General features: G+C 72.3%; 14 protein-coding genes. 10 read left to right on the top strand and 4 right to left on the bottom strand.

Features of this window, described 5'->3' with window-relative positions; genetic code table 11:
- Positions 1-100 precede the first annotated feature (100 nt).
- From QA861_RS07955 to QA861_RS07935, 5 genes are all read left to right on the top strand, one after another.
- The gene (locus tag QA861_RS07955) at positions 101-838 is read left to right on the top strand and encodes a GntR family transcriptional regulator (protein ID WP_334590487.1); all 738 of its coding nucleotides are present in this window, start codon (positions 101-103) and stop codon (positions 836-838) included.
- A gap of 140 nt (positions 839-978) precedes the next feature.
- On the top strand, positions 979-2,166 hold the full coding sequence (locus QA861_RS07950) for an ROK family glucokinase (protein WP_334587497.1): 1,188 nt from the start codon (positions 979-981) through the stop codon (positions 2,164-2,166).
- Positions 2,163-2,765 carry a sugar kinase gene (locus QA861_RS07945; RefSeq protein ID WP_334587496.1) on the top strand — a complete coding sequence of 201 codons (603 nt, stop codon included), beginning with the start codon at positions 2,163-2,165 and terminating at the stop codon, positions 2,763-2,765. The genes QA861_RS07950 and QA861_RS07945 overlap by 4 nt, the downstream gene beginning before the upstream one ends.
- A 114-nt stretch (positions 2,766-2,879) precedes the next feature.
- Complete coding sequence (locus QA861_RS07940; RefSeq protein ID WP_334587495.1) at positions 2,880-5,711, top strand: SCO1167/SCO6262 family helicase; 2,832 nt, start codon at positions 2,880-2,882, stop codon at positions 5,709-5,711.
- Between the two features lie 503 nt (positions 5,712-6,214).
- Positions 6,215-8,302 (top strand): SWIM zinc finger family protein, encoded by a 2,088-nt coding sequence (locus QA861_RS07935; protein ID WP_443041458.1) that lies wholly within the window; start codon positions 6,215-6,217, stop codon positions 8,300-8,302.
- A 290-nt stretch (positions 8,303-8,592) separates the two neighbouring features.
- Here the strand turns inward: QA861_RS07935 and QA861_RS07930 are convergent, their stop codons facing one another.
- The gene (locus tag QA861_RS07930; protein ID WP_334587493.1) at positions 8,593-10,248 is read right to left on the bottom strand and encodes an NAD-dependent malic enzyme; all 1,656 of its coding nucleotides are present in this window, start codon (positions 10,246-10,248) and stop codon (positions 8,593-8,595) included.
- Positions 10,249-10,342: 94 nt separating this feature from the next.
- On the opposite strand from QA861_RS07930, the gene QA861_RS07925 reads away from it, so the two are divergent.
- The 5 genes from QA861_RS07925 (at position 10,343) to QA861_RS07905 (ending at position 13,893) form a co-directional block, all read left to right on the top strand.
- On the top strand, positions 10,343-10,882 hold the full coding sequence (locus QA861_RS07925) for a hypothetical protein (RefSeq protein WP_334587492.1): 540 nt from the start codon (positions 10,343-10,345) through the stop codon (positions 10,880-10,882).
- Between the two features lie 224 nt (positions 10,883-11,106).
- On the top strand, positions 11,107-11,442 hold the full coding sequence (locus tag QA861_RS07920) for an N-acetyltransferase (RefSeq protein ID WP_334587491.1): 336 nt from the start codon (positions 11,107-11,109) through the stop codon (positions 11,440-11,442).
- A 77-nt stretch (positions 11,443-11,519) separates the two neighbouring features.
- Positions 11,520-12,509 (top strand): magnesium and cobalt transport protein CorA, encoded by a 990-nt coding sequence (locus QA861_RS07915; RefSeq protein WP_334587489.1) that lies wholly within the window; start codon positions 11,520-11,522, stop codon positions 12,507-12,509.
- A 130-nt stretch (positions 12,510-12,639) separates the two neighbouring features.
- Positions 12,640-12,855 carry a DUF6243 family protein gene (locus QA861_RS07910; protein WP_334587488.1) on the top strand — a complete coding sequence of 72 codons (216 nt, stop codon included), beginning with the start codon at positions 12,640-12,642 and terminating at the stop codon, positions 12,853-12,855.
- 45 nt (positions 12,856-12,900) lie between these two features.
- A complete protein-coding gene (locus QA861_RS07905) occupies positions 12,901-13,893 on the top strand; it encodes an aldo/keto reductase (protein WP_334587487.1) in 993 nt (330 codons plus the stop codon).
- A 254-nt stretch (positions 13,894-14,147) separates the two neighbouring features.
- Here QA861_RS07905 and QA861_RS07900 read toward each other — a convergent pair whose 3' ends face one another.
- The 3 genes from QA861_RS07900 to QA861_RS07890 form a co-directional block, all read right to left on the bottom strand.
- On the bottom strand, positions 14,148-15,416 hold the full coding sequence (locus QA861_RS07900) for a diaminobutyrate--2-oxoglutarate transaminase (protein WP_334587486.1): 1,269 nt from the start codon (positions 15,414-15,416) through the stop codon (positions 14,148-14,150).
- Positions 15,417-15,481: 65 nt separating this feature from the next.
- Positions 15,482-16,483 (bottom strand): TauD/TfdA family dioxygenase, encoded by a 1,002-nt coding sequence (locus QA861_RS07895; protein WP_334587485.1) that lies wholly within the window; start codon positions 16,481-16,483, stop codon positions 15,482-15,484.
- A 23-nt stretch (positions 16,484-16,506) separates the two neighbouring features.
- Positions 16,507-16,716 (bottom strand): MbtH family protein, encoded by a 210-nt coding sequence (locus QA861_RS07890; protein ID WP_334587484.1) that lies wholly within the window; start codon positions 16,714-16,716, stop codon positions 16,507-16,509.
- Positions 16,717-16,803 lie beyond the last annotated feature (87 nt).

The raw sequence follows: 16,803 nt of genomic DNA, 5'->3' as shown, positions 1-16,803 counted from the left end.
CTGTCAATGCGTATGTCCGGACAACCGAACTACACGACTTCCCGTCAACAACCACCGGAGCTACGCTCAGGCCGTGCCGAAACCAGATGTGGATCCGACAGTGCCGCTGGAACTCCGTGTGGACCGGAGCAGCCCGGTACCGCTCTACTTCCAGCTGTCCCAGCAGCTCGAAGCCGCCATCGAGCACGGAGCACTCACTCCCGGCAGCCTGCTGGGCAACGAGATAGAGCTGGCCGGACGGCTCGGTCTGTCCCGCCCCACCGTGCGCCAGGCCATCCAGTCCCTCGTCGACAAGGGCCTGCTCGTACGTCGCCGGGGGGTCGGCACGCAGGTCGTGCACAGCCAGGTCAAACGCCCTCTGGAACTGAGCAGCCTCTACGACGACCTGGAGGCGGCGGGCCAGCGCCCCGCGACCAAGGTCCTCGTCAACACGGTCGTGCCGGCCTCAGCGGAGGTCGCCGCCGCGCTCAACGTGGCCGAGGACAGCGACGTACACCGCGTGGAACGGCTGCGGATGGCGCACGGCGAGCCGATGGCGTACCTCTGCAACTACCTGCCGCCCGGCCTGTTCGACCTGGACACCGGCCAGCTGGAGGCCACCGGGCTGTACCGGCTGATGCGCGCCGCCGGAATCACCCTGCACAGCGCCCGCCAGTCGATCGGCGCACGCGGAGCGACGGCCGAGGAGGCGGAACGCCTCACCGAACGCGAGGGCGCCCCCCTCCTCACGATGCAGCGCACCACCTTCGACGACACCGGCCGCGCCGTCGAATTCGGCACCCACACCTACCGCCCCACGCGCTACTCGTTCGAGTTCCAACTACTGGTACGCCCCTGAGGCCAGGGCGCGGCCCTGGCCTCAGGGGCGCGGGGAACTGCGCGAACAACCACAACGCACCCGCACCTGGCAAACAGCCCGCACCACCCCATCACTCCCCCGCGCGCCAACGGGTCCCACGGTGAGGCAGAATCGCCGCAATGAGCACCTACCGCGACCTCGCACTCCCTCGGGCTCTCAACGCAGCCGGCGGGGGAGTAGCCCCCATCGGCTCCCGCCGGGCACCGGCGCTGCGCACCGTCGGCACACGCGAGCGCCGTTCCCACCTCACGGCCCCCCGCGTACCCACCGTCGGTATCGACATCGGCGGCACGAAGGTGATGGCGGGTGTGGTCGACGCGGACGGCAACATCCTGGAGACGATCCGCACCGAGACACCGGACAAGTCCAAGAGCCCCAAGGTCGTCGAGGACACCATCACCGAGCTGGTCCTGGACCTCTCCGACCGGCACGACGTGCACGCGGTGGGCATCGGTGCGGCCGGCTGGGTCGACGCCGAACGCAACCGCGTCCTGTTCGCCCCCCACCTGTCCTGGCGCAACGAGCCCCTGCGGGACCGCATCTCCAGCCGCCTCGCCGTCCCCGTCCTGGTCGACAACGACGCCAACGCCGCCGCCTGGGCGGAGTGGCGCTTCGGCGCGGGGCGCGGCGAGGACCACCTCGTCATGATCACCCTGGGCACCGGCATCGGCGGCGCGATCCTGGAGGACGGCCAGGTCAAGCGCGGCAAGTTCGGCGTCGCCGGCGAGTTCGGCCATATGCAGGTCGTGCCCGGCGGCCACCGCTGCCCGTGCGGCAACCGCGGCTGCTGGGAGCAGTACAGCTCCGGCAACGCCCTGGTCAGAGAGGCCCGCGAACTCGCGGCGGCCGACTCCCCGGTGGCGTACGGGATCATCGAGCACGTCAAGGGCAACATCGCCGACATCACCGGCCCGATGATCACCCAGCTGGCCCGCGAGGGCGACGCCATGTGCATCGAACTGCTCCAGGACATCGGCCAGTGGCTCGGCGTCGGCATCGCCAACCTGGCCGCCGCCCTGGACCCCTCCTGCTTCGTCATCGGCGGCGGTGTCTCCGCGGCCGACGACCTGCTGATCGGCCCCGCCCGGGACGCCTTCCGCCGCCACCTCACCGGCCGCGGCTACCGCCCCGAGGCCCGCATCGCCCGCGCGCAGCTCGGCCCCGAGGCCGGCATGGTCGGTGCCGCCGACCTCGCGCGCCTGGTCGCCCGCCGCTTCCGGCGCGCCAACCGGCGCCGCGTCGAGCGGTACGAGCGCTTCGAGAAACTCGTCGAGACCACCCGCCGCGCCACCCAGGGGCCGCTGTGACCGCCTCCCTGCCCCGTCAGGCCATGCCGCCGGACGAGCCGCCCGGCCCGCCGGAGGACCGCCGTCACCGGAACCGCCGGCGCGCCCTGACCCTGCTGATCATCGTGCTCCTCATCGGCGTCCCGGCCGGCTACCTGGTGATCTCCGCCAACCAGAGCCGTGACAGCGGCTTGGACAAGGAACGCAAGTGGGCTGCGCGGGGCCTCACCAAGGCCTGGCCCTCCAAGGTCCAGCGCCACATCTACGAAGTACCCGTCCCGCGCCAGGCCGACGGCGAGGGAATCCTGTCGACGAAGGTCGCCTACTACGAGACGAACAACTGGCGCACCAGCCGCCTGTACGTCCAGTTCATGACCACGAACGCGGGGCTGGACTACTTCTTCAAGGCCATGGGCGTCCCCCGCACCAGCCTGAAGAAGGACCAGTTCCCCATCAGCGCCCGGGACCAGAAGATCGTCGGCTGGAAGTTCAAGGAGCCGGGCCCGTGGTGGGGTCTCGCCCACCCGCAGAAGAACCCGGCACCCACGCAGCACATCCTCGTGAAGTGGGCGAAGCCCAACCACTACATGGTGTACGTCGTCTCGCGAACAACCCCCTGACCTGCGGCGCGACCGCCTCCGGCCCGTCGCCGGGACCGATTGTCAGACCCCGCCCGTACAGTCGAAGACGTCCGACTCGACGGACCCGACACGAGGGCGGGAGGTGACGTACGCATGAGCGAGGAGACACCGGCGACAGCGGTGGCGGACGTGTCCGTGCGCCTCGCGGCCGTCTTCCTGCCCGCCCCCCTCCCACGCGAGGGCCGCGTCGCCTTCTGGGACCCGGAGGGCGACACAGGCCTGCCGGACGAGGGCGAGGGTCGTACGGAACTGACGGTCGTACGACGGCACGGCGCCGGAATCCGCCGCCGCACCACCCCCGCGCTCACGTTGCCCGTCGACGCGGCGCTGCCCCTGCTCGTGCGGGCCCGCCGCGACCCCGCCGCCCACCCCGCCACGGCCTGCTGGGGCGCCGCAGCGCTGCACGCCCTCGGCCTCACGGCCCGGGGCAGGCTGCTCCCCGGGCTCACGCCCGCCGGCCACGACGCCTGGCGCGCGGGCCCGCTGGACCCCGACGACATCGCCCACCTCAGGGCCATCGCCGCGGCCCTGCCGTACGAGGGCCACGCGGTGCCCCTGCCGGGCTCGGGCCCCCTGCTGCTGCCCCAGCCGGAGGCACTGCTGCGCGCCTTCCTGGACGCCGTCGCGGACACCCTGCCGCGCACCCCGGCGGCGCCGTACGCCTCGGGGATGCCCTTCGCCGCGCGCCCGGCCCAGCGCCTGCCGGACGCCCACGACTGGGCGGCGGAGGTCGCCGCGGGCATGGACGCGGGCGTACGGATCTCGCTCCGCCTCGACCTGTCGGCGTACGAACTGTTCGACGACCCCGACCGGGTGCGCAGCGCGGGCGCGGCGGTCGTCCAGGTGCACAGTCTCGCCGACCCCACCCTGGTGACCGACGCGGCAACCCTGTGGGCGGGCACCGCGGACGCGGCCTTCGGAGCACGCGCACGCGTGGACGCCGCCCTGGCGGTGCGCCGCGCGGCCCGCGTGTGGCCCCCGCTCGACCGCCTCACCGAGCAGGAGTCACCCGACGTCCTGGCCCTCTCCGAAGAGGAGCTGTACGACCTCCTCGGGGTGGCCGCGACCCGGCTCGCCGCCGCCGGAGTCGCGGTGCACTGGCCCCGGGACCTCGCCCAGGACCTGACCGCACAGGCGGTCGTCCGCCCGGCGCCCGGCTCGGCGAAGGACGGCACCGGCTTCTTCGAGAGCGCGGAACTCCTCCAGTTCCGCTGGCAGTTGGCGCTCGGCGGAGATCCGCTCACCGAGGCCGAGATGGACCTGCTCGCGGAGGCCCACCGTCCCGTCGTCCGGCTCAAGGACCAGTGGGTGCTCGTCGACCCGGCCCTCGTGCGCAAGGCACGCAAGCGTGAACTGGGCCTGCTCGACCCGGTCGACGCGCTCTCGGCGGCACTCACCGGCCGCGTCGAGGTCGACGGCGAGAGCGTCGAGGCGGTCCCGGTCGGCGCGCTGGCGGCCCTGCGCGACCGGCTGACGGCCGGTATCACCCCCGTGGAACCGCCCCCGGGGCTGCAGGCCCGACTGCGCGACTACCAGCTCCGGGGACTGGCCTGGCTGGACCTCATGACCTCCCTCGGCCTCGGCGGCTGCCTCGCCGACGACATGGGGCTCGGCAAGACGATCACCGTCATCGCCCTGCATCTGCGACGGGCCCGCAGCGAACCGACCCTGGTGGTCTGCCCGGCCTCCCTGCTGGGCAACTGGCAGCGCGAGATCACGAAGTTCGCCCCCGGTGTCCCCGTCCGCCGTTTCCACGGCCCCGACCGCACCCTGGACGACATGCCGGACGGCTTCGTCCTGACGACGTACGGCACCATGAGGTCGGCGGCGCCCCGGCTGGCCGAGCAGTCGTGGGGGATGGTCGTCGCGGACGAGGCGCAGCACGTCAAGAACCCGTACTCGGCCACCGCGAAGGCACTGCGCACGATCCCGACCCCCGCGCGCGTGGCGCTCACCGGCACCCCCGTGGAGAACAACCTCTCCGAACTCTGGGCGTTGCTCGACTGGACCACACCGGGCCTTCTGGGCCCCCTCAAGTCCTTCCGCGCCCGGCACGCGCGCGCGGTGGAGACCGGTGAGGACGAGGAGGCCGTGGCCCGCCTCGCCCGGCTGGTCCGCCCGTTCCTGCTGCGCCGCAAGAAGTCCGACCCGGGCATCGTCCCGGAACTGCCGCCGAAGACGGAGACGGACCACCCGGTCCCCCTGACCCGCGAACAGGCCGCGCTGTACGAGGCGGTCGTGCGCGAGTCGCTGCTCGCCATCGAGACGGCGGACGGCATCGCCCGCCGAGGCCTGGTGCTGAAGCTGCTGACCGCCCTCAAGCAGATCTGCGACCACCCCGCCCTGTACCTGAAGGAAGAGGCCCCCGGGCCTGCCGCAGGCGACCGGCTGGCCGCCCGGTCCGGCAAACTCGCCCTGCTGGACGAGCTGTTGGACACCCTGCTGGCCGAGGACGGCTCGGCGCTGGTGTTCACCCAGTACGTGGGGATGGCCCGCCTGATCACGTCCCACCTCGCGGCCCGAGCGATCCCGGTGGAACTGCTCCACGGCGGCACCCCCGTCCCGGAACGGGAACGTATGGTGGACCGCTTCCAGAGTGGCGCCACCCCGATCCTGATCCTCTCCCTGAAGGCCGCGGGCACGGGCCTGAACCTCACGCGCGCGGGCCATGTCATCCACTTCGACCGCTGGTGGAACCCCGCGGTCGAGGAACAGGCCACGGACCGTGCCTACCGCATCGGCCAGACCCAGCCCGTCCAGGTGCACCGCCTGATCACCGAGGGCACGGTCGAGGACCGCATCGCGGAGATGCTGGAGTCCAAGCGGGCCCTCGCCGACGCGATCCTGACCTCCGGCGAGTCATCCTTCACCGAACTGACGGACCGGGCCCTGTCCGACCTGGTCTCGCTGCGGGGGGCGGTCTGATGCCCTCGGAGGAGCACCGGGAGCGTGCGGAGAAGCGCGAGGCGACGGGGGAGGTGCCGGTGCCGGAGGGGCGTGCGCGGCGGGGCGGGTCGGAGGGGGACCGGGCTGCTGATGCCGTGTCTGGGGGGTGTGAGGTGGTGGGGGGTGCGTCGGACGGGTGGCCTGTGTCGGGCGGGTCGGAGGGGGATCGGGCCGTCGGTGTGGTGTCTGGGGGGTGTGAGGTGGTGGGGGGTGCGTCGGACGGGTGGCCTGTGTCGGGCGGGTCGGAGGGGGAGCGGGCCGTCGGTGCGGTGTCTGGGGGGCGTGAGGTGGTGGGGGATGCGTCGGACGGGAAGCCTTGGGCCGACGATGTCGGGAGGGAGCGGCCGGCCGATGCCGCGCGGAGGGCGTTGCGGGCGGCGCGGGAGCGCGCGAGCCAGGAGGCGACCGGGGCACCCGGCGGGGGCGAGGGCGTAGCGCGGGAGGGCCGGCCCGGAGACGCGGCTCGTGCGGCTCTGCGGGGCGTGACGACGCCGGTCGGGAGCCAGGACGCCGAGGCCCGGGCGGCGGACGTCGGCGGCCCGGAGGTCGGGGACGTTCCGCCGACGCGCACCGACGCCGGGGGTCACAAGGGCGGGCGGCCCGGGGATGTCGCCCGGGAGGCTCTGCGGGCCGCGCGCGGGGAGGCGCGGCGGGCCCGGCTGGATGCGGAGGTGGCGACAGCCGAGGCCGCGCGGCGTTCCGTCCGGCCCGCGCCCGGACCGGACCCACGTGAGCGGCGCCTCGCCGACCGGGGGCGTGACGTACGGGAACTGCTCGCCCATTCCTTCGAGTTGCCCCCCGACGAGTTCCTGACGGGCCCGGGGACGAGCCCAGAGCCCTGGGACGACGACCCACGTCCGGACACCTCGCCGCCTGTGACCGTCGGGGATGTCCTGCGTGCTGTTGCCGCACCGGTCTCGCGATACGGCAACGTGGGCGACGGGGCTCCCGGGGCCGCGTCACCAGGCGGGTCGGGGGACACCTCGACCACGCCGGGCGCTCCGGAAACCACGAGGACCCCCGGCACCCGGGACACCCCCGGCACCCGGGACACCCCCGGCACCCGGGACACCCCCGGCACCCACGGCACCCGGGACACCCACGGCACCCGGGACACCCACGGCACCCGGGACACCCCCGGGACCCGGGACACCCCCGGCACCCCCGGCACCCGGGACACCCACGGCATCGCCAGGTTCCGGCGGGCGGCACCGCCCGACGAGGATCTCCCCGGTCCCTCCGGTCCGCCCGGTCCCTCCGGCAACTCACGCCTCGCTTCCCCGTCCTCCTCCATGGCCGCACCCGGCCGCGACGGCGAGCTGCGCCGTACCTTCCCCGCTCTGGCGGCCTCCGGGAGCCGGGCCGGGGCGGGCACGCGCGTCGGCTTCGCGGAGAGCTGGTGGGGGAACGCCTGGGTGGCCGCCCTGGAGGAGGGCGCGTTGGACGCCGCCCGGCTGGGGCGGGGCCGCGGGTACGCCGAGAAGGGGCACGTCGATGCCATCACCGTGACACCGGGGCTCGTACTCGCCTATGTGCAGGGCTCCCGGCCGCGGCCGTACCGCGTCCAGGTGCGGCTGCGCACCCTCGGCGACCAGGAGTGGGAGCGGTTCCTGGACGCCGCCGTGGAACGGCCCGGGCACATCGCCGCGCTGCTCGACAAGGAGATGCCCCAGTCCCTCGCCGACTGCGGGGCACCTCTGCTCCCAGGCCCCGGCGACCTCGAACCCCGGTGCAGCTGCCCCGACTCCGGACACCCCTGCAAGCACGCCGCAGCCCTCTGCTACCAGACCGCCCGCCTTCTCGACGCCGACCCCTTCGTCCTGCTCCTCCTGCGGGGCCGGGGCGAACGGGAGGTGCTCGACGAGTTGTCCCGGCGCAACGCCGCCCGAGCCGCCCGAGCCGCTCAGGAGCAGCAGCCGGATTCCTTCCCCGGGGTCCGGGCTTCCGACGCGCTCGTCGCGCGCGACCTCCCGCGCCTCCCGGCGCCGCTGCCCCCGCGCCCGCACCCTGAGCCGCCCCCGGCCTATCCGGCGTCCCCGGGTGGCCCGGATCCCTTCGCGCTGGACCAGTTGGCGACGGACGCCGCCGCCCGCGCCCACACACTGCTCACCTCCGGCCACGACCCGGTCGGTGAACTGACCCTGTGGCAGGACGCCGTACGTCTCGCCGCCGCCCGCCCCGGCTCGGGCCTCACCGCCGGCACCCGGTCCCTCTACTCGTCGCTCGCCAGAGCCGCGGGCCGCACCCCGGCGGATCTGGCACGCGCGGTGGCCGCCTGGCGACAGGGTGGGCTCGACGGCCTCGCGGTCCTCGAAGAGGCCTGGGACCCACCGGCGGGAAGATTCGACCGCGCCCGCCCTCTCCTCCTCGCCGCCGACCTCCCCGCGTTCAGACCCCGGCACAACCACCTCACCCACCCGCGCGGACACATACAGCTGCGCCTGGGCCGCGACGGCCTCTGGTACGCGTACGAGTCCGAACCGGGCCACGACGACTGGTGGCCCCGAGGCACCCCCGACCTGGACCCCGTCGGCGCCCTCACCGGCCTCGGCAACCCGACGGAGCCCTGATCGGGCACGATCGGCTAGTCCGCCACCGGGCACCGAGTTGACGCCGGCGCGCGTGACCGGTCGGTCGGAACTCTCCGTCCCGGACGGCGGCCCCCACAGAAATCGGTTACCCGGTCCGTCCCGTCATCCCCGCTCCGACGCATCCGGCAAGGCGCCCGTGTGCAGTCACGTCAGGCTGTGAGGGACGACGGGAACAGTGAACCGCCGACCTCTCGCTCGCCCCGCCCGGTAAAGCGGAAGCGGACCGGCGCCGAGCAGGCCGGCCAGGAGCGCTCCAGCACGATTCGGGGTCATCGTTCGTACCGAGGGGTCCACTGGGCTCGTGAGACCGCCGCCCGCAGGTCCTCCTCCGTCGCATGCGGTGCGACACCGTCCTCGACGGCCGCCCTCGCCGCGGCCACGGCGATCTCCCGGGCCGCGTCGCGCATGTCCCGGAGCGGTGGCAGTAGCGGCGCGGCGGCGACGTCGTCCGGTGCGGACCGAGCGGCACAGCGGCCCACGGCGCGGGCGGCGGCGACCATCATCCGGTCGGTGACCCTGGTCGCCCGGGCGGCCGTCACCGCGAGGCCGATGGCAGGGAAGACGTACACGTTGTTCGCCTGCGCCACCGGCACCTCGCGGCCGTCGATCCTCAGCGGCGGGAACGGCGAGCCGGTGGCGACCAGTACCTTGCCGTCCGTCCAGCGGGCGAGGTCGGCGGGGTCGGCCTCGGAGTGCGAGGTCGGGTTCGACAGCGGGAAGATCACGGGTCGCTCGCAGGTGGACGCCATCTGCCGGACGATCTCCTCGGTGAAGGCGCCCTTGGCGGTGGACAGGCCGATCAACACGGTGGGTTCGACTTGGCGGACCACCTCGGCGAGGCCGAGCTTCGCCGGCTCGTCGTCGGGGGTGTAGTCGTCGCGGGCGTAGACGCGCTGCTCCTCGCTGAGCCCCGCGCGCGAGGCCACGAGCAACCCGTCGACGTCGACGAACCAGAAGCGTGAGCGGGCCTCGTCCGGCGGCAGGCCCTCGTCCGTCATGGCCGTACGGATCATGTCGGCCACCCCGACCGCGGCCGAGCCCGCGCCGAGGATCACGATCCGCTGGTCGGTCAGGTGGGTGCCGGCGACCGTGGTGGCCGTGGTCAGCGCCCCGAGAGCGACGGCGGCCGTGCCCTGGATGTCGTCGTTGAAGGTCAGCAGCCGATCCCGGTAGCGGGTGAGGACCGGGCGGGCGTGAGCGGTCGCGAAGTCCTCCCACTGAAGCAGCGTGCCCGGGAGTTCGGCCTCCACCGCGGACACCAGCGAGTCCACCAGCTCCTCGTACGCGGCGCCCGTGACGCGGCGCTCCCGGCGGCCCAGGTAGTGCGGGTCGGCCAGCAGCTTCTCGTTGTCGGTGCCGGCGTCCAGCAGGATGGGCAGCGTTCGGGCCGGGTGGATGCCGCCGATGGCCGTGTAGAGGCTGAGCTTGCCGATGGGGATGCCCATGCCGCCGACGCCCTGGTCGCCCAGTCCCAGGATGCGCTCGCCGTCGGTGACGACGATGACGTCGACGTCCTGGTGCGGGCGGTTGCGCAGGAGCTCCCGGAAACGGTGCCTGTCCTCGTACGAGAGGAAGAGCCCGCGCGGACGGCGGTAGATCTCGCTGAAGCGCCGGCAGGCCTCGCCGACGGTCGGCGTGTAGACGACGGGCAGCATCTCCTCCAGATGCCCGGTGACCAGGTGGTGGAAGAGGATCTCGTTGGTGTCCTGCAGCTGGCGCAGATAGATGTGCCGGTTCAGCGGCTTGTCGTAGCCGAGGAACGCCTCGTACGCGCGGTCGGCCTGTTCGTCGAGCGTTTCCACGGCGGCCGGAAGCAGTCCGTCGAGACCGTGCTCGGCCCGCTCCTGGGGGCTGAAGGCGGTGCCTTTGTTGCGCAGGGGATCCGCGAGCAGGCTTGTGCCGGGAAGGGATTCGTTCACTGTCATGGTGTTCGCCTTCCCGGGATCCCGCACATGGTCGCAAAACCGTCGGCAAGGAACAGTCATCACTTCGTCCAGCCGACGCCGTTCCCTCGACTCCATGCCCCGACCCCTGGTCTACCGCTCACGGGGGTTGCCCCGACCGCACACTCACTGGGATCAGCGCTACCCCCGACGGACGTGCCAGCCGGCCGACGACAGCCCGAAGCTGCTCTCCGGCGCGGTCCTGGTCGACGCCAATCTGCCTCCGTTCTTCACGGACGAGGAGATCGCCCGTCTCGTGGCCGCGAGCCGGGCGCAGGCCGACGCGGCGAAGAAGGACCCCTACAAGCCGGAGAACCGGCAGCTCATCTCCACCGCGGAGGGCTACGCCCCGGCGCACAAGGCGTTCCACCAGGTCACCTGGCCGGACCCGGTACCGGTGACGGTCATGGTGTCGGAGCAGACGCCGTTCGCCGGGTCTCCGGTGGACGCCCAGCGTTGGCGCGCGGCCGCCGCTTCGATCGCCGGGAACGGGCCCGACCGAACGCTCGTCACCGCGAAGGGAAGTTCCCACGAGGTGCCGACTGACCGTCCCGACCTCGTACTCAGGGCGGTCGAGGACATGGTCGACGGGCCCCGTACCGGTTCCGCTCGGTAGGGGCGCGTCGTGACATGAGGCCCGAGGACGGGGGCACTCGCGATGGAATGCAGGGAGAAACGCAGGGAGACGCGCAGGGAGACCGGACGCATGCCGTGAGCGGCGCCCCCGCACGGCCTGTGCGGGCAGACACCTCACCGCGCCGGGCCGGCGGCAGGCATCGGCGTTCCGGACGTCGAGCGGGCCGGTGGCATCGCAGGCTTCTGGCCTACCGAGGCATAGAGATGCTTCCTTCCTCCCAGCCGGTGGGCGCGGGTGACGAATGCCTTCTGCTGGTGCACATCCGCAAGGTGGTCGGCCGGGTGACCTACCGAGCGTGCGACGAGTGCGCCGAGGGAGTGATCATCGACGTCGTCCTCGATGAACCGTTCCGCGACTGCGGGCTGGGCACCAGGGCGCTGTCACATCTGCGCTCCCAGCATCCCGACGTCACCTGGCGTACCACGCTCGACAAGCGCCTCACCCGCGATCTGCTGCGCCGGATGTCCATCCCCAAGGCAGGCGGGGGAGGGAACTGCTCCCACGCACGGTCCGCCGTCGTCGTCCCTGCCGGTACGTGAACCGCGTCCGCGGCGAGCAGAGGCCGCGGATATCGGCCGACAGGCATGCAATCGCCGCAGCGGCGCAGACGTGAAGCATGTGGTGTGTGATCTATCGGGAGACGCCCGGCGAGCCGGAGCAGGTCGACAAGCGACAGGTCGGCGGTGACAGTGCGGCCGTGCTGGACGGCCTGAAGCGTTTGGGGGAGGACGAGTTCTGCTGGGTGCATCTGGACGACCCCGACCCAGGCGATCTGGAAGAACTCGCGGGCCCGCTGGGACTGCATCCGCTGGCGGTCGAGGACGTCGGCGAGGCGCACCAGCGGCCCAAGCGGGAACGGTACGGGGATGTGCTCGCGGTGGCGCTGAAGACGTTGTGGTACGTCAAGGACCGCAGCGAGGTGGAGACCGGTGAGGTGATGGTCTTCACCGGTCCGCGTTTCGCTCTGACCGTCCGTCATGGCCGGGCCGACCCCACCGGCGAGGCGGCGAGGCGGCTCGGTGAGGATCCGCACCTGCTGCGGTTCGGGCCGGTCGCCGTGCTGCACGCCGTCCTGGACACAGTGGTCGACTCCTACACCGAGGCCGCCGTCCAGGTCCGTACCGACCTGACCGCGCTGGAGCGGCGCGTGTTCTCCCCGGAGCGCGAGGACCTCACCGAGGGCGTGTACTCCCTCAAACGTGAGGTCCTGGAATTCCGCGACGCCGTCCAGCCCCTGGTCCCCGTGGCGCAGGACTTCGCCAGCCCCCACTCCGGGTGGCCCGAGGAGATGCTGCCGTACTTCCGCGACGTGGCCGACCACATGCACCGCACCGACACCGAGGTGCGCTCACTGGACGAACTGCTCAACTCCGCCCTCGACGCCCACCTCGCACGGGTGGGGACCTGGCAGAACGACGACATGCGCCGTATCTCCGCCTGGGCCGCGATCCTGGCGACCCCGACCCTCGTCGCAGGGATCTACGGCATGAACTTCACGCACATGCCGGAACTGACCTGGACGTACGGATATCCACTCGCCGTCACCGTGATGGTCGGCGCCGCTGCCCTGCTGCACCGGTCCTTCCGCCGCAACGGCTGGCTGTGAGCGATCGGGCGTCGACCTGGACTTGGTGGGCGGGGCTGACGGGACCGGGTAGCGTCTTGGGCATGTCCTTCCGGGCGCCCCGCCCCACCGACGAATCCGTAGATCACTTCACCTCATTCCGGGAGAACCCATGACCGTGAGCAAGAACATCAACAACCCCGTGGGCATGGGCGGCGGCCAGCGCAAGAGGCTGTCCCGCGCCGAACGGCAGAACAACGGTCCGCACCGCAACCTCGACCGACAGGGTGCCGCCGACCAGAAGGCGGAGCTGGTGCGCAAGATGCGTGAGAAGGCAGAGGCGGCCGAGGGCGTCAGGCCGACAGGCGACAGCGCCGCGAAGAGCTGAGGGGCGCTTGCCTGGAGCGCACTTCACGCGACTAGCGTGCGGTACATGAAGTACACGCAGCTCGGACGCACGGGACTCAAGGTCAGCCGACTCGTCCTCGGCACCATGAACTTCGGTCCGCGGACCGACGAGGCCGACAGTCACGCCATCATGGACGCGGCGCTGGACGCGGGCATCAACTTCTTCGACACGGCGAACATGTACGGCGGGGCCGAGAACAAGGGCCGTACCGAAAGCATCATCGGCGACTGGTTCGCGAAGAGCGGCGAGCGGCGCGACAAGGTCGTCCTCGCCACCAAGCTGTACGTCAACATGGGCGCGGACGGTGCGGCGTGGCCCAACCACGAGAAGCTGTCGGCGCTGAACATCCGGCGCGCCGTGGACGCGTCGCTCAAGCGGCTGCAGAGCGACTACATCGACGTCTACCAGTTCCACCACATCGACCGGGACACCCCGTTCGAGGAGATCTGGCAGGCCATCGACGTACTGGTCCAGCAGGGAAAGATCCTGTACGTCGGGTCCTCCAACTTCCCGGGCTACAAGATCGCCCAGGCGAACGAGACAGCCGCCCGTCGCGGCGGCACCATCGGCCTGGTGAGCGAGCAGTGCCTCTACAACCTCTACGAGCGCCGCGCCGAGATGGAGGTCATCCCGGCCGCGCAGGAGTACGGCCTCGGCATCATCCCGTGGTCGCCGCTGCACGGCGGTGCGCTCGGCGGCGTGCTGAAGAAGCAGGTCGAGGGCGGTCGGCGCAGCGAGGGACGAGCCGCGGGTGCCATGTCCGGCCCCGAGGTGCACGCGAAGATCCAGGCGTACGAGGACCTGCTCGACAAGCACGGTCTGGAGCCCGGCGAGGCCGCCCTGGCCTGGCTGCTCACCCGTCCCGGCGTGACCGGCCCGATCGTCGGTCCGCGCACGGCGGAGCAGCTCGAATCCGCCCTGCGCGCGGTCGAGTTGGAGCTGAGCGAGGAGCTGCTGGCCGGGCTGGACGAGATCTTCCCGGGACCGGGTCCGTCTCCGGAGGCCTTCGCCTGGTAGCGGTCGCCGCCGCATTCGTTCGCAGCCCCGAAGGGGGCCCGGCCCGGTCGGCCGCGCACGGCCGGGCAGCGAGCACCACGTCCCCGGCTGTTGCCCTGGCTGGACAAGGTCCCGGCCGTGGCCTACGTCGTCGGCAGGCGTCGGCTCAGTCGCCGACCTGACGCGAGCCTCGCAGACCGCGGCGAGTCACAGGGGCACACCCAAGCCGCGCGGCCGAGGCCGCGCGCTTGGCTCGTCCCCAGGGTGTCGGGCGACTACGCCGTGGCGAGTACCCGGACGGTGTCGCCCAGGACGGCCGCCACTTCCTTCCACTCGGTGAGGGAGATCGTCAGGGGTGGCAGGAGCTTCAGTACATGCCCCGACCCCGAGGTCTCGGCGACGACGCCGGCGCGGAACAACGCCTCCCGTATCCGCTCGGCCGTCCCGGGGGCGGGGAATCGCAGTCCGCTCATCGCTCCCTTGCCGACGACTTCGGCGGCGCCCGCCGGGAGGGCGTCGATGACGCTCGCGAGGCTGACGCGGATCGCGGCGGCCAGTTCGGCGACGTGATCGGTGAAGTGCGGGTCGGTCCAGTGGTCCAGTGCCGCCGAGCCCGCCACGAAGGCGAGGTTGTGGCCACGGAACGTGCCGTTGTGTTCGCCTGGGGTCCAACAATCGATCTCGCGCCGGATCAACAGCGCCGCCATCGGGAGCCCCATGCCGCTGAGGGACTTCGACAGGCAGACCAGGTCGGGGCGGAGTTCGGGGGTGTCCTCGAAACTGAAGAAGGTACCGGTGCGTCCGCAGCCCGCCTGGATGTCGTCCACGATGACCAACGTGCCGGTGGTGTCGGCGAGTTCACGGATCCGGGCCAGCCACGCGCGGGGAGCGGTGTGCAGTCCGCCCTCACCCTGGACCGTCTCCAGCAGGACCGCGGCGGGCGGGGGCGTCGCCGCGCCCGGGCCGAGGGCGTGCTCGAGGGCGGCGAACGGATCGGGCTCGGCCGCGTCGCCGTACGGAAGGATCGTGACGTCGGTCAGAGGTACGCCCGCCGCACCGCGCAGCAGCGGGGAGGTCGTGGCGGCGAGGGCGCCGAGGGACGCGCCGTGGAAGCCGCCGGTGAAGGCGATCACCTCGGTGCGCCCGGTGACCTTGCGGGCCAGCTTCAGCGCGGCCTCGACGGCGAGCGTTCCGGCCGGTCCGGGGAACTGGACGACGTGGTCGCCGAGGCCGCGCGGCTCAAGGACGAGGCCGGTGAACCGCTCAAGGAAGTCGGCCTTGGCCCTGGTGTGCAGGTCCAGTGACTGCACCGGCCCGCCGGCCGCGAGGTAGGCCACCACCCGCTCGACGATCTCGGGCGGGTTGTGGCCGTAGTTGAGCGAGCCGGCCCCGCACAGCAGGTCGACGTAACGGCGCCCTGAGGTGTCCCACAGATGGTGTCCGGCGGCTCGTTCGAAGACCACCGGGAAGTCGCGGCAGTAGCTGCGTACGTTCGACTCGTGACGTTCGAACACCGCGAGGGGCGTCCGGCCGGTCTCGGTCATGTCAGCACGTACCTTTCATGTCAACGGTTCTTGTAACGCGTCGCGGGCCGACGTCACTTGAGGGGTCACTTGACCAGTACCGTTCCGTCACCGGGACGGTGGTCGCGGGAACGGCGCAGGTCGCTGAAGGCGAAGGTCCGCTGGAGCCAGCGGTCGCGGCCGTCGTAGCGCGGGGTGAACGCGGAACGGCCGTGCAGGGTGATCCGGTTGTCGACGACGGCGAGGTCACCGGGGCGCAGCAGCACCCCGGTGTACGTGCGGTGCGCCACCTCGGCGAGTTCGGCGAGGGCGGCCCCGCCCTCGCTGGTCACGGCCTTGGTGGCCGCCTCGTCGAAGCACCAGTCGGGGTCGTCCGGGTCGCCGGAGAGCACGGCGTGCGCGGTGCCCTCGCCGGCCGGGCCGAAGGACGGCGGCGCCTCGGTGACGTACTCGGGCCTGCCGAGCGCCTCCCGGGTGCCGGGTGTCAACAGCGGCAGGACGCGTCGGGCGCAGCTGGTGCGCAGTTCGGCCCTGCCCTCGTGGTCGGGGCGCAGGCACAGCAGCATGACGTAGTCGGGGCGGTGGGGGTGGAAGGCGTTCTCGGTGTGGAAGGTGAGTTCGACCGAGCCGACGTTCCCTTGGACGGTCTCCTGACCGGGCACCGGCACGACGTCCTGGACGAGGGCGCCGGACTTCTCCGCCGCGAACGCGGCCGGGTCGCCGAGCCCGGCCGCGAACAGCAGCAGCGTCGCCGCGGACAGGGACGGGTTGTGCTGGACCGAGCCCTTCACCATCGGGGTCGGCGGCAGATGTGCGGCACCGATGGGGAGGCTCCGGAGGACGAGGGCGCCGTCGGGGCCCGAATGCCTGCGCGACTCCCTGACGGTGCGCCGTATTTCGGCGGGGACATCCTCCCAGGCGTGCCGGGCGAGGGCCACCCATGCCGGGTCGTCGACCCGGTCGCCGGCCTGGTCCAGCAGTTCCGCCGCCACCTGGCCGAGCCGGGCCAGGGTGCGGGTGTCGTACCGCACCGTGCCGTCGGCGGTCGCCGGTGCGTGCGGTGCCTGCGTCATGCTGACGCTGCTCACGTGCGTGCTCCCTTTCGTCCGCGTCACTCGCCCATCGCCCGGACGAGGCTCTTGGGGCGCAGGTCGGTCCACTCGCGTTCGACGTACTCCAGGCAGGCGGTGCGGTTGTCCGGGCCGAAGACGGTGGTCCAGCCGGCGGGTACGGCGGTGAAGTCGGGCCACAGCGAGTGCTGGCCCTCGTCGTTGGCCAGGACCCGGTAGGTACCGTCGGGGTTCTCGAAGGGGTTGGTCATGACGGGCGGTGTTCCTTTCGGGAGCCGGGAGGCGCTATCGCCTCCCGGTGCAGGGGAGTTGGGCCGGAGTTGGGCCACGCGTCGGCC

This window comes from Streptomyces sp. B21-083 (genome assembly GCF_036898825.1).
Lineage (GTDB): Bacteria > Actinomycetota > Actinomycetes > Streptomycetales > Streptomycetaceae > Streptomyces.
The sequence above is the reverse complement of the archived record's forward strand: the minus strand, read 5'-3'. Positions and strand labels throughout refer to the sequence as shown.